At 59.5% G+C, this 13,461-nt stretch carries 11 protein-coding genes; 6 read left to right on the top strand and 5 right to left on the bottom strand.

Annotation, left to right across the window (positions count from 1 at the left end; genetic code table 11):
• Nucleotides 1-163: 163 nt before the first annotated feature.
• Both GQB03_RS15875 and GQB03_RS15870 read left to right on the top strand, forming a co-directional pair.
• Nucleotides 164-2,446: a cyanophycin metabolism-associated ABC transporter gene (locus GQB03_RS15875; protein WP_159691517.1), complete on the top strand. Its 2,283-nt coding sequence runs from the start codon at nucleotides 164-166 to the stop codon at nucleotides 2,444-2,446.
• On the top strand, nucleotides 2,446-2,928 hold the full coding sequence (locus GQB03_RS15870; protein WP_159691515.1) for a cyanophycin metabolism-associated DUF1854 family protein: 483 nt from the start codon (nucleotides 2,446-2,448) through the stop codon (nucleotides 2,926-2,928). The genes GQB03_RS15875 and GQB03_RS15870 overlap by 1 nt, the downstream gene beginning before the upstream one ends.
• 25 nt (nucleotides 2,929-2,953) lie before the next feature.
• Here the strand turns inward: GQB03_RS15870 and GQB03_RS15865 are convergent, their stop codons facing one another.
• The 5 genes from GQB03_RS15865 to GQB03_RS23270 form a co-directional block, all read right to left on the bottom strand.
• A complete protein-coding gene (locus GQB03_RS15865) occupies nucleotides 2,954-3,607 on the bottom strand; it encodes an HAD-IA family hydrolase (RefSeq protein ID WP_159691513.1) in 654 nt (217 codons plus the stop codon).
• Nucleotides 3,600-4,295, bottom strand: a complete 696-nt coding sequence (gene ubiG / locus GQB03_RS15860) for a bifunctional 2-polyprenyl-6-hydroxyphenol methylase/3-demethylubiquinol 3-O-methyltransferase UbiG (protein WP_159691511.1) — start codon at nucleotides 4,293-4,295, stop codon at nucleotides 3,600-3,602. Before ubiG ends, GQB03_RS15865 begins: the two co-directional genes overlap by 8 nt.
• A gap of 120 nt (nucleotides 4,296-4,415) precedes the next feature.
• Nucleotides 4,416-5,141, bottom strand: a complete 726-nt coding sequence (locus GQB03_RS15855; protein WP_159691509.1) for an OmpA family protein — start codon at nucleotides 5,139-5,141, stop codon at nucleotides 4,416-4,418.
• An 87-nt stretch (nucleotides 5,142-5,228) separates the two neighbouring features.
• Nucleotides 5,229-6,545 (bottom strand): TRZ/ATZ family hydrolase, encoded by a 1,317-nt coding sequence (locus tag GQB03_RS15850; protein ID WP_159691507.1) that lies wholly within the window; start codon nucleotides 6,543-6,545, stop codon nucleotides 5,229-5,231.
• Between the two features lie 161 nt (nucleotides 6,546-6,706).
• On the bottom strand, nucleotides 6,707-6,949 hold the full coding sequence (locus tag GQB03_RS23270) for an OmpA family protein (RefSeq protein WP_235027091.1): 243 nt from the start codon (nucleotides 6,947-6,949) through the stop codon (nucleotides 6,707-6,709).
• A gap of 565 nt (nucleotides 6,950-7,514) precedes the next feature.
• Here GQB03_RS23270 and gyrA point away from each other — a divergent pair.
• From gyrA to hisC, 4 genes are read left to right on the top strand one after another with little or no spacing between them, the layout of a single operon-like run.
• Nucleotides 7,515-10,145: a DNA gyrase subunit A gene (gyrA, locus tag GQB03_RS15840; RefSeq protein ID WP_159691505.1), complete on the top strand. Its 2,631-nt coding sequence runs from the start codon at nucleotides 7,515-7,517 to the stop codon at nucleotides 10,143-10,145.
• On the top strand, nucleotides 10,142-11,239 hold the full coding sequence (gene serC / locus GQB03_RS15835) for a 3-phosphoserine/phosphohydroxythreonine transaminase (RefSeq protein ID WP_159691503.1): 1,098 nt from the start codon (nucleotides 10,142-10,144) through the stop codon (nucleotides 11,237-11,239). The genes gyrA and serC overlap by 4 nt, the downstream gene beginning before the upstream one ends.
• Before the next feature lie 13 nt (nucleotides 11,240-11,252).
• Nucleotides 11,253-12,326 (top strand): prephenate dehydratase, encoded by a 1,074-nt coding sequence (gene pheA / locus GQB03_RS15830; protein WP_159691501.1) that lies wholly within the window; start codon nucleotides 11,253-11,255, stop codon nucleotides 12,324-12,326.
• Nucleotides 12,327-12,348: 22 nt separating this feature from the next.
• Nucleotides 12,349-13,446 carry a histidinol-phosphate transaminase gene (gene hisC / locus GQB03_RS15825; RefSeq protein WP_159691499.1) on the top strand — a complete coding sequence of 366 codons (1,098 nt, stop codon included), beginning with the start codon at nucleotides 12,349-12,351 and terminating at the stop codon, nucleotides 13,444-13,446.
• Nucleotides 13,447-13,461 lie beyond the last annotated feature (15 nt).

The raw sequence follows: 13,461 nt of genomic DNA, 5'->3' as shown, positions 1-13,461 counted from the left end.
GACGATATACTTCGCCCCCAACCCATGCTGAGGTCAGTTCATCGGACCTGCCGACATTTGTCTGCGGCTCTTCTGCTGAAGGTAGTTTAATACGCATCAACCGAATCTTGCTGACCGTTCTCGCCAACCGGAGGGCGGCCTAATTGTTGTGGATGCATCTTCAATGACAGCTCGCCCTCTTGCTGCCGATCTCGTGCCCATGCCTTGGCGCTCGGGCTTGCTATCGTCGCTTGCCGAGGACGAAACATTGCTTGCGGTGCTCCTGCTTGATCTTGACGCGGAACTGCGCTTTGGAAGCGGGATAGTGGCCGTAACCAGTGCACGCTTGTTCGCTTGCACGGCCGAGACTGGTGGCGACTGGAAGCAGTGGACACTGCAGAGCGGACTGAGGTTGAGCCATTACGACCATGGCGGGGTCGGAACCTTGGAGTTGCACGATTCGGAGCGACGCCTTGCACTGTGGCGCTACACCCTTGAACAAAACGCGCAGGCACTGAGAGTGGTTGACGCATTCGACCGGCGAAGAGACGTTCTCGCTGGGCTGGTCGAAGACCACACGGCGGGTGAGCACGTCTGTCCCGATTGTCGGGCGGTACTCGAACCCGATCAGGAAGAATGCCCGATCTGTGCGCGTGAGTTCGAAACGCCGCCTACTACTTGGACCCTTTTTCGATTGTGGCGTTTTGCCCGGCCCTATCGCGGTATGCTGCTTGCGGGTTTCCTGTTGACGCTCGCGTCGACGGCAGCAACCCTCGTTGCGCCGTATCTCACGATGCCAATCATGGATGACATCCTCATCCCGTACCAGAATGGTGCACCGATCAATGCTGGTCTGGTATCGATGTTCCTCGGTGGGCTTTTGCTCTCGGCTCTGGTCGCGTGGGGCCTGGGCTGGGCCAAGACCTACATTCTCGCCTTGGTGAGCGAGAGAATAGGGTCTGATTTGCGAACGGCGACCTACGATCACCTGCTTCAGCTTTCCCTTGAATACTTCGGAGGCAAGCGCACTGGCGACCTCATGGCCCGGATCGGTAGCGAGAGCGACCGGATCTGCGTATTCCTTTCGTTACACCTGCTTGATTTCGCGACTGATGTTCTCATGATCGCAATGACTGCGGTCATTCTCTTCTCAATCAACCCCACGCTTGCGTTGGTCACGCTTGTACCCTTGCCGTTCATCGCCTGGTTGATTCATAGGGTTCGGGACCGTCTGCGAACCGGATTCGAAAAAACCGGTCGAGTCTGGTCGGAGGTGACCAACGTGCTTGCCGACACCATTCCCGGGATTCGAGTCGTCAAGGCTTTTGCTCAGGAGTCGAGAGAGAGTCAGCGTTTCCGTGACGCGAACCTGCACAACCTGATGGTGAATGATCGCCTCAACAAGGTGTGGTCGGTATTTTCCCCGACAGTTTCATTGATGACCGAAATCGGTCTGCTTGTCGTGTGGGGCTTTGGTATTTGGCTGGTGGCGCACGACAGCATCACGGTGGGTGTCCTGACTGCTTTTATCGCGTATATCAGCCGCTTTTACTCACGACTAGATTCGATGAGCAGAATCGTGTCCGTCACCCAGAAGGCGGCGGCCGGGGCGAAGCGAATTTTCGACATCCTCGATCATGTGTCGAGCGTTCCGGAACCCGTGCGTCCGGTCCATCTGGCTGGCGTGACCGGAAGGCTGGAGCTGCGCGAAGTGGCATTCAGGTATGGTAGTCGCAGCGTGATTCGGGGATTGAATCTGGCGGTGAATCCAGGGGAGATGATCGGTCTGGTGGGGCACAGCGGGTCCGGCAAGAGTACGCTCGTCAACTTGATGTGCCGTTTTTATGATGTGACAGGCGGTGCAATTCTTGCCGATGGGGTCGATATACGTTCGGTGCCCGTGGCCGAATATCGTGCGAATATCGGTCTCGTTCTGCAAGAGCCCTTTCTCTTTTTCGGGACGATTGCCGAAAACATCGCATACGGCAGACCCGGTGCATCCCGCGCCGAGATCGTCGCTGCGGCCCGTGCGGCACATGCTCACGAGTTCATCCTGCGCTTGCCGCAAGGCTACGATTCGTTGGTTGGGGAGCGCGGACAGGGTCTGTCGGGCGGCGAGCGTCAACGAATCTCGATTGCCCGCGCACTGCTTATCGATCCGCGGATACTGATCCTCGACGAGGCTACATCTTCGGTCGACACCGAGACGGAAAAGGAGATCCAGAAAGCGCTCGACAATCTGGTCAGGGGCAGGACGACGATTGCAATTGCCCACCGATTGTCGACGCTGCGCAAGGCGGACCGTCTAGTGGTGATGGATCGTGGGCGGATCGTAGAGATCGGGCAGCACGAGGAGCTCATAGAGCGCCGCGGGGCCTATTTCCGTCTGTACGAAGCGCAGGCGCGGCAAGTTGATGAAGAGCCCGTTATCAGGCCGTTGCCGATTCCCGAGAAGGAGCCTTCTTGATGGCGTCGCACGAAGAGCGGGAAATCGGTGGGCTTGAGCGCGATGCGCATGGCAGGTTGGTGCTGACGCTAGCCGACGGTAGCACGCACACGGGTATCGTTCCGATAAGGGCCTTTCCGCTCGGGGCGCCGCGTGAAGGTGTGGCGTTGGTCGGGGCCACGGGTCGGGAGATTTGTTGGATCGAATGTCTCGACGAGCTTCCCGAAGACGTCTTGTTGCTCGTGGAAGAGGAACTGGCATCGCGGGATTTCATGCCCCGCATTCGTCGTCTTGTCGAAGTGTCAACATTTTCGACCCCCAGTGTCTGGCGGATTGAAACCGATCGCGGCAGTACGTCTCTGGTGTTGAAGGCGGAGGAGGACATTCGTCGGCTCGACGCCTCCCGGCTTGTCATTACCGATCGACACGGTGTTCACTACATGATCGAGAATCAGAAAGCGCTTGATCAAGCCAGCCGCAAGCTACTCGACCGGTTCCTCTGAGCATCGCGTTTCTTGGTCCGGGAGATCAGGCCCCAAGCAACTCGAGCAAATCAAGGGGGCACGAGATCACTGCGTCGGCACCCCAGTCGCTGATGCGGCAGTTTTCGCTCACGTAGCCGTAGGAGGCCGCGACCGTCTGCATTCCTGCTGCCTTGCCGGCGACGATGTCTCGTTCGTGGTCTCCGACATATATACACCGTGGAGCGCTGACCGCTGCCAGTGAGCAGGCCAGGAAGAGGGGATCGGGTGCAGGTTTGGGCGCCGCGGCGGAGTCGCCGCCAACGATTGCCGAAGCGCGTCTATCCAAATCGAGTGCGGCGAGCAGTGGCCGGGTGAGTCGAATACTCTTGTTGGTAACGACCCCCCAGCGGATTGCGCGGCATTCAAGTTCTCTCAATACTCCGGGCATGCCTTCGAAAAGACGGGTTCGCTCGCACAACGATTGTTCGTAAAGTGCCAGGAAGCGGGAGGCCAGGCGGGGAAACGCAGAGTCTTGGCGAGAGATGGAAAAACCCGCCCACAGCATGCCTGCTACGCCGTTGGAGGTCCACGGTCGTAGTACGGATTCGGGAAGGGGCTCTTCGTTTTCCTCCGTGCGCAACCGGTTCAGTGCTGAGGCGAGGTCGGGTGCCGTATCCGCGAGCGTGCCATCGAGATCGAAAAATACGGCTTCAGGCATTTCGAACTGCGTACATAAGGTAGTTGACATCGGTATCCGAGCCAAGGGAGTAGACCTTACTCAGCGGGTTGTAGCTCATGCCGATCAATTCGCGAACGTCCAGCCCCGCTGTGCGGCAACTCCGCGCGAGTTCGGACGGTTTGATGAATTTGGCGTAATCGTGGGTGCCCCGCGGTAGCAACTGGAGGATGTATTCCGCCCCGACGACTGCGAGCAGATAGCTCTTCGGATTTCTGTTCAACGTAGAAAAGAAGACATGCCCGCCCGGTTTGACCATTGCCGCGCAAGCACTGACGATACTTGCCGGATCGGGAACGTGCTCAAGCATCTCCATGCAAGTGACTACGTCGAACGTCGCTGGCATCTCGGCCGCAAGGGATTCAGCACTCTGGTGGCGATAGTCGATTTCCAGATTGCTTTCATAGAGGTGGAGCCTCGCGACCGAAAGCGCCTTGTCGGAAAGATCGATGCCGGTCACCCTGGCTCCGCGTGAGGCCATCCCTTCTGCAAGAATGCCGCCTCCGCAGCCGACATCAAGCACGCGCTTTCCTTGCAAGTTGGCATGCCGATCTATCCAATCGAGGCGAAGCGGATTTATCTCATGCAGCGGTCGGAACTCGGATTCCGGATCCCACCATCGGTGAGCCAGTTCACCAAATTTCTGAATCTCGAGCGGATCAGCATTCATTTTCTTCTGTCGCAAGCGGATGCCTTCAGGAGGCGATATTGTCTCAGAGAGGTCGGAAACTTGCCGAAAAAGAAAAAGCCCCGCGTCTGCGGGGCCTTTTCGTGCTACCGAAGCGGTGAATTACTTGGTACCGATCAGTTCAATCTCAACACGGCGATCGGGTTGCAGGCACTCGACCAGCTTCTTGTTGCGGCCGTTCTCGCGACCCATGTTGTTACAGCTACTGCCGGTAACCGGCTGCTTCTCGCCTTTGCCTTCCGTGTAGACACGGTTGGCTTCGATGCCTTTGCCGACGAGGTACTGCTTGACCGCTGCAGCGCGCTTCTCGGAGAGGCGCTGGTTGTAGCCCTCGGAGCCAAGGCGGTCGGTGTGACCGACGGCAAGGATGACTTCAAGCTTGACTTGACCGGCCTTGGCCGCAAGTTCGTCCAGCTTGGCGCGACCTTCCGAACGCAGCACGGCCTTGTCGAAGTCGAACAGGGCGTCTGCGGAGAGCTTGATCTTCTCTGCAGCAGGCTTCGGAGCCGGTGCTGCAGCAGCCGGTGCAGCCGGTGCGGCTGCCATCGGGGCTACACACTTGTCTTTCGGAACGATGTCGCTGTCGCAGCCGCAGCCGACCGGGAATTGGCCAGCCATGGCGCTCGATGCGGCGGCGGGGCTCCAGTAGCCGGTACGCCAGCAGAGATCGGCGCCGCTGCGGGCGACGACGTTGCGGCCGTCGATGACATAAGGAACTTCGCCCTTGCCGTCCACGACCACGTCAGCTGCGAACGCGGTGGCTGCCGACAGACCAAGAGCGGCAATCGAAGTTGCCAACAGAACTTGCTTTTTGAATTGTTTGACCATGTTGTCCTCGTCAATAAGGCAAGGTTGAAAACGGAATTGAGGGCTTCTATTTCCAAGCGAAACCTGAACTCAATATATAGGAGCAGCTTAACCCTTCAATTTATTCTGCCATAGCGCTGCAATTGCGAGCAATTCCTTGTTGGGAATTTGCAACACTTTGCCGTTCTCAGCCGACAGCTTTCCGTCAACCCATACATGGCTGACGTGCTCTCGACCGGCAGCATATACCAAATGCGAAACCGGGTCGAAGCAGGGGCGTGTTTCGAGTGAGGACAGGGATATAGCGATCAGGTCTGCTTGTTTGCCGGGCAGTATCGAACCGACTTGCTGTTCCAGGCCGATTGCGTGCGCGCCTCCCATTGTTGCCATCCACAGGGCCTGCTGGGCGGGGACGGCGCTGGCGTCGCCACTGACGACTTTGGCGAGCAGGGCCGCATGGCGCATTTCCTGGAAAAGATCGAGACGATTGTTGGAGGCCGCGCCATCGCTGCCGAGCGCAACAGGTATGCCCGCCGCGAGCAGTTCTCGAACCGGAGCGATTCCGCTTGCAAGCTTCATGTTGGAACTGGGGCAATGAACAACGCGGCAGGCCTTGGCCCGAAGGGTGGCTATTTCGTTTGCGTCGAGATGAACGGTGTGGACCGCTAGCAGGTTGGGGCCCACGATGCCCAGATCATCCAGTCGTGCAAAAGGTCTCTTGCCAGATTGCTCTACAGCCTGAGCGACCTCCTCGCGTGTTTCATGGAGGTGGAGGTGGATTGTCAGGTCGAGTTCATCGGCGAGGTCAACAATGCGTCTGAAGGTTTCGTCCGAAACGGTATATGGCGCATGTGGCGCCAAGCTGAAATGCATGCGGGGATTGTCTTTCCATTTGTCCCGGATACTTAGCCCCTTGGCTAGGTAATCGTCGGGGCCGGTGGCGTATGCCGTGGGAAAGTCGATGACTACCATGCCGATCATGGCACGCATCCCTGCGCGATCGAACGCTTCCGCCGCGGCGTCGGGGAAGAAGTACATGTCGTTACAGGTTGTTATCCCGCCGGCAAGCATCTCTGCTGCTGCCAACAACGTGCCGTCCCGCACGAAGGCTGCCGAGGCATGCTTCGACTCCGCAGGCCAGATTGCTTCGTGAAGCCAGCGCATCAGGGAAAGGTCATCTGCGAAGCCGCGGAGAAGGTTCATGCCGGCATGGGCATGTGCGTTGATCAACCCGGGGATCAGTGCATGATCTGGTAGTTCGACCGTCTCGTTCGGAGAGAAGAGTCGTTCTGCCTCGGCGACCGGCAAGCAATCGACTATCCGTGTGTCGTGAATTGCGACGGCGTGGTGAGGCAGTGCGGTACAGTCCGGTTCGACTCGGACGACCCATCGAGGCTTGAGAAGCAGGTCAATAGGCTGGGGCATCGGTCGGTCTCGCTTTAAGGATGAGGAACTGCCGCATCCGGCGGGGTTCGGAATCGGGGCTTCAGCGTCCTATTTTGCCGTGCCCTTTGTTTCCACGACAACCCGGCGGTCTAGTGCAAGACACCCGATCAAGTCCTTGCGGGACAGGCTGTCCGGGCAATTCACCCCCAAACAGGCTGCGTGTTCCCATAGCCGAAGGTTTCGACCCGGTCGGCATTGATACCCTTCGACACAAGATAGTTCTTCACTGCATCCGCCCGCCTTTCGGAGAACTGTTGGTTATGGGGGGGCGAACCCGTGCGGTCTGCGTACCCGGAAACGGTGATCATGCGGATCGCCCCGAATTCCGGCAGCCTGGCAAGGATTTCCCGGTCGATGGCGGTGTTGCCATCGGTCTTGAGCATGGCTTGTTCAAATCGGACGGTGCCTTGGACGACGGTCTGATTGTCTTGGGTGAAGTGGCGGTGGGCGGGGGTTCGGAGGCGGGTTTCGTTACCGTGGTCGCGGTCATCGGCGCTACGCACTTGTCCTTGGGTGCGATGTCACCGTCGCAGGCGCAGCCGGCCGCGTGTTGTCCGGCCATTGCCGAGGCGGCCGCAGCCGGAAACCAGTCGCCGGTGCGCCAGCATAGGTCGGCTCCACTTATTGCCACGACGTTGCGACCATCGACGACATAGGGCGTGTCGTCTTTTCCGTCGACAACCACATCCGCCTCGACTGCAGAAAGAGCAAAGGCGGCGCCCGCCATGATGGCAGACCGGGCCAGTCGTTTGGCGATCACGGATCGATTCCTCGTTGGCGGAGTGTGTCGCATGACGAGTGATGCCCGCTGCTTGATTGGTGCGGGGATTCAAGCGCAGGACGTCTGGCGCAACATCGAATGTACAGAGCGTTGCAGGGAGGGTGGGCCGGCCGCGCATGCTAAAATCGCGTGTTTTTCATTTTGAGCTCGCCGCTTCGAAGATCTCCATGACACAGTTCGCCAAAGAGACCCTGCCAATCAGTCTCGAGGAGGAGATGCGCCACTCCTATCTCGACTACGCAATGAGCGTGATCGTGGGGCGCGCTTTGCCTGACGCACGGGATGGACTGAAGCCGGTGCACCGTCGCGTGCTGTATGCGATGCACGAGCTTTCGAACGACTGGAACAGGGCTTACAAGAAGTCGGCACGCATCGTCGGTGACGTCATCGGTAAATACCATCCGCACGGCGATCAATCGGTTTACGACACGATCGTGCGCATGGCGCAGGATTTCTCGCTGCGATACATGCTGGTCGATGGACAGGGCAACTTCGGTTCAGTTGATGGTGATAACGCGGCGGCGATGCGTTACACCGAGATTCGCATGGCGCGGATCGGCCATGAGCTGCTGGCCGATATCGAAAAGGAGACGGTCGATTTCGGCCCGAACTACGACGGCTCGGAAAAGGAGCCGCTGGTGTTGCCGACCCGGCTCCCGAACCTGCTGATCAACGGTTCGGGCGGCATTGCCGTCGGCATGGCCACCAACATTCCGCCGCACAACCTTTCCGAGGTGGTCGAGGCATGTCTTGCCTTGCTGGCCGATCCGCAGATGGACATCGAGGATCTGATCCGCATCATCAAGGCGCCGGATTTTCCGACGGCTGCGATGATCTATGGCCTGCATGGCGTGCACGAGGGCTACCGGACAGGCAGAGGGCGCGTGGTCATGCGGGCTCGCACGCACTTCGAAGACATCGGCAAGGGCGACCGACAGGCGATCATCGTCGACGAGCTGCCATACCAGGTTAACAAGAAGACGCTGCTCGAGAAGATCGCAGAGTTGGTCAACGACAAGCGGATAGAGGGCATCAGCGAGATTCGTGACGAGTCCGACAAGTCGGGCATGCGGGTCGTGATCGAGCTCAAGCGGGGTGAAGTGGCCGAGGTTGTGCTGAACAACCTGTTCAAGCAGACCCAGATGCAGGACACCTTCGGGATGAACATGGTGGCGCTGGTCGATGGCCGGCCACGCCTGCTCAACCTCAAGCAGATGCTGGATTGCTTCCTGTCGCATCGGCGCGAGGTCATTACCCGCCGCACTGTCTTCGAATTGCGCAAGGCTCGTGAGCGGGGCCATGTCCTGGAAGGTCTTGCCGTCGCATTGTCGAATGTCGACGAGATCATTGCCTTGATCAAGGCGGCGCCAACGCCGCCCGAGGCAAAGCGCGAGCTGATGGATCGTGTCTGGCGCTCCCCGCTGGTAGAGGAAATGCTCTCGCGGGCGATGGCCGACAGCTACCGACCTGATGGGTTACTGCCCGAGTTCGGTCTTTCGGATCAGGGGTACAGGCTTTCCGATGTCCAGGCCCAGGCCATCCTCGAGCTGCGCCTGCAGCGGCTGACGGGGCTCGAACAGGACAAGATCGTCGGTGAGTACCGCGAGGTCATGGATCTGATTACCGATCTGCTCGACATTCTTGCCCGTCCCGAGCGCATCACTTCGATCATCTCGGAGGAGCTGACCGCGATCAGGAACCAGTTCGGTGACCCGCGCCGTTCCGAAGTGGTGATGAATACGGCCGAGATAAACATCGAGGATCTGATTGCCCCGGAAGACATGGTGGTGACGCTGTCGCACGCAGGCTACTTCAAGCGTCAGCCCCTCGCGGACTATCGCGCGCAGCGCAGGGGGGGGCGCGGCAAGCAGGCCACTTCGATGAAGGACGAGGATTTCATCGATCGTCTGTTCGTGGCCAATACGCATGACACCATCCTGTGCTTCTCGAATCGCGGCCGCGCGTACTGGCTGAAGGTTTATGAGGTGCCCGAGGGTACGCGCAATTCGCGCGGCAAGCCGATCGTGAACCTGTTTCCGCTTGTCGAGGGCGAAAAGATCACAGCGGTTCTGCCAGTCAAGGAGTTCGATGAGGACCACTTCGTGTTCATGGCAACCTCCATGGGCACCGTTAAAAAGACCGCCCTGACGGCCTTCTCGAATCCGCGCAAAGCCGGGATCATCGCGGTCAACCTGGACGACGGTGATCACCTCATCGGTGTTGCCATTACTGACGGCGAGAGTGACGTCATGTTGTTCTCCGATGCCGGCAAGGCGGTTCGCTTCGGTGAAGGCGACGTCCGGCCGATGGGCCGCGAGGCCCGTGGCGTGCGAGGCATGACCCTCGAAGACGGGCAACTGGTGATCGCCATGCTGGTCGCCAGCGATGAAGAGCAGTCGGTGCTGACCGCAACCGAAAATGGCTATGGCAAGCGCACGCCAGTGGCGGAATACACACGCCACGGCCGCGGCACAAAAGGCATGATCGCCATCCAGACGTCGGAGCGCAATGGCAAGCTGGTTGCGGCGGTCCTGGTCGAACCCGCCGGCGAGATCATGCTGATTTCGACCGGTGGTGTGCTGATTCGCACCAAGGTCACGAGCATTCGCGAAATGGGGCGTTCGACTCAGGGTGTGACGCTCATTTCTCTGGATGAAGGCACCTTCCTTGCGGGTGTTGAAAAGGTCGCCGAGTCGGACGAGGATGCCTATGCGGATGTCGAAGGCGGCGAGACTGCGGCAACCGAGGCAAGCGATCCGGAAGGCAGCGGTACGAACGATGATGGGGCGAAGGAATGAGTCGTGTTTTCAACTTCAGCGCGGGGCCTGCGGTCCTGCCCGAGGCCGTGCTGAAGCAGGCCGCGGAGGAAATGCTGGATTGGCATGGCTCGGGCATGGGCGTGATGGAAATGAGTCATCGCGGCAAGGAGTTCACCTCAATCTATGAAGAGGCTGAAGCCGATCTGCGTAAGTTGCTTGGGGTTCCGCCGAATTTCCGCATTCTCTTCATGCAGGGCGGCGCGATTGCCGAAAACGCGATCATTCCGCTCAACCTCCTCGGTGAGCGACGCAGTGCCGACTATGTGCTTACTGGATCGTGGGCCGTGAAGTCGCACAAGGAGGCCGGACGTTTCTGCACTGCAGGCGTGGCGGCGACGGCGGAAGGGTCAGGCTTTACGACGGTGCCGCCGATGTCGTCGTGGCGAGTGTCCGAAGATCCCGCCTATCTGTTTGTATGTACCAACGAAACCATCGGCGGGGTCGAGTATCCCTTCGATCCGGACATGGCCGCGCTCGGGCGCCCGGAAGTGCCCGTGGTCGCGGATGTGTCCTCTCACATACTTTCCAGGCCGGTCGACTTTTCCAAGTACGGCCTACTGTTTGGTGGTGCGCAAAAGAACATAGGCCCCGCGGGGCTTACGATCGTGATCGTCCGTGATGATCTCATCGGGCACGCCCATCCTGATTGTCCCTCCGCCTTCGATTATCGTCTGGTCGCAGAGAATGGGTCGATGTACAACACACCGCCGACCTACTCGATCTACGTCGCCGGCCTCGTTTTCAAGTGGTTGAAGGCTCTTGGTGGCGTGGCGGAGATCGAGCGTCGCAATATCGCGAAGGCGGCCCTGTTGTACGATTTTCTCGACGACTGCGATTTCTACGAGAATCGAGTGGATCCGGCCTGCCGCTCGCGCATGAACGTCCCTTTTTTCCTGGCGGACGAGTCGCGCAATGAGGCGTTTCTTGCAGGGGCGCGTGAAGCGGGGCTGGTGCAGTTGAAAGGGCACAAGTCGGTCGGTGGCATGAGGGCATCCATCTACAATGCGATGCCGATCGAAGGTGTCGAGGCGCTGGTGAATTACATGCGCGATTTTGCGCAACACAAGAGCTAAGAGTGGAGACGGCATGAGTGACGAACGCGACGAGCTGCTGAGCCTGCGTAGCAGCATCGATCGGCTCGATGAGGAAATTCTCGATCGCCTCTCGCAGCGGGCGAAGTGCGCTCAGCGGGTCGGCGAGATCAAGCAGGGCAGCATCTACCGGCCGGAGCGGGAAGCGCAGGTTCTTCGCCGGCTGGCCGAACTCAACCCCGGTCCTTTGCCGGATTCGGCAGTGCAGCGGATCTTTCGCGAGATCATGTCGCATTGCTTGGCACTCGAAAGACCGCTCAAGGTCGGCTACCTCGGGCCTGCAGGGACGTTTTCGGAAAGCGCTTCGCGCAAGCATTTTGGTGGTGCACCGTCATTCGTGCCGATGCCGACCATCGATGAGGTATTCCGCGCAGTAGAGTCCGGCAATCTCGACTATGGTGTCGTGCCGGTGGAGAACTCAACCGAAGGTGCGGTTGGCGGCACGCTGGATCTGTTGCTCGCCAATCCGCTAAAGATCTGCGGTGAGGTCAAGCTCCGGATTCATCAACACCTCCTCTCGAAGGCGGACGGTATCGGCGCTGCCAAGCGACTTTATTCGCATTCACAGTCATTGGCGCAATGCCATGAATGGCTGAACCGCAATCTCGCGCACGTGCCCCGCGTCCCGGTGGCGAGCAACGCGGAGGCGGCAAGGCTTGCCGCAGAAGATGGCGAGTCCTGTGCCATTGCGGGGGAGGCGGCTGCCGAGCTATACGGCCTGAAGGTGCTCGCCGCGAACGTCGAAGACGATCCCAACAACAGCACACGCTTCCTTGTGATCTCGCGTCACGAAACCGGCCCGAGTGGCAGGGACAAAACCTCCGTGGTGTTCTCTGCCCCAAACCGGCCAGGTGCGATGCATGAACTGCTCGAACCCATCGCACGCTATGGCGTCGACATGACCAAGCTGCAGTCCCGGCCTGCGCGAGGTGGATTGTGGGAGTACGTATTCTTCGTAGACATGACGGGTCATCAAAGCGACGATCAGGTTGCCGCGGCGCTGAAGGCTCTGAACGAGAAGGCGGCGTTCGTAAAAGTGCTCGGGTCGTATCCGGTAGCCGCCCTTTGAGAACGAATTCTGGAGACAGCGCATGAGCGTTGCTGCAAACGCGCCGGATTATGTCCGCGCAATTTCACCCTATCAGCCGGGCAAGCCGATTTCTGAACTTGCTCGCGAGTTGGGGCTGGAGGAGGCCGGCATCGTGAAGCTGGCTTCTAACGAGAACCCGCTGGGGATGGGGGCACTGGCTCGAGCAGCGGCAACCGAGGCGATGACCGAGATCGCTCGTTATCCCGACGGTAACGGATTTGAACTCAAGGCGGCGCTGTCGAGGCGATTTGCCTTGAGCGCCGCGCAAGTGGTGCTCGGGAACGGTTCGAACGATGTGCTTGATCTCGTCGCGCGAGCGTTGCTTGGGCCGGGTCGGGATGCCGTATTCTCGCAGTACGCGTTTGCGGTGTATCCGCTCGCGACGCAATCGGTCGGTGCCAAGGGCGTTCAGGTGCCGGCAGTAAACTATGGCCATGATCTCGACGCAATGCTTACCGCGATAACGCCGGCGACGCGCGTGGTCTTCATTGCCAATCCAAACAACCCGACAGGCACTTTCATCGCCGGCGAGGTACTGCTGGCTTTTCTTGCGAGGGTGCCCGCGGACGTCCTGGTGGTGCTCGACGAGGCCTACACCGAATACCTGGACGAATCACGTCGATACGATTCTGTCGCGTGGCTTGCCCGTTTCCCGAACCTGTTGGTGTGCAGGACTTTCTCGAAAGCCTATGGTCTGGCGGGATTGCGTGTTGGCTACGGGCTGGGGCATCCAGAGGTGATCGACCTGCTCAACAGGGTGCGCCAGCCCTTCAACGTGAGCAGCATTGCGTTGGCGGCGGCGACGGCGGCGCTGGATGATCAGGATTTTCTGATCCGCAGTGCCGAGTTGAACCGTGCCGGCATGGCTCGGATTGCGGCGGCGATGAACGAAATGGGGCTGGAAACGATCCCGTCATCCGGAAATTTCGTCACGGTCAAGGTCGGCGATGCAGCCGGCGTGAACCGGCGATTGCTGGAGCAGGGCGTCATCGTGAGGCCAATCGCGGGCTATGGAATGCCCGAATGGCTACGGGTTTCGATTGGCCTCGAGTCAGAGAACGCCCGCTTCATCGACGCGCTGAGGTTGGCGCTGGCCTGAGGTCCGGTGCCTGAA

The sequence above is a fragment of the Cognatazoarcus halotolerans genome (assembly GCF_009800965.1).
In the GTDB taxonomy this organism is placed as follows: Bacteria; Pseudomonadota; Gammaproteobacteria; order Burkholderiales; family Rhodocyclaceae; genus Cognatazoarcus; species Cognatazoarcus halotolerans.
Note: the sequence above shows the minus strand (reverse complement) of the source record. Positions and strands in the feature narration are given on the sequence as shown.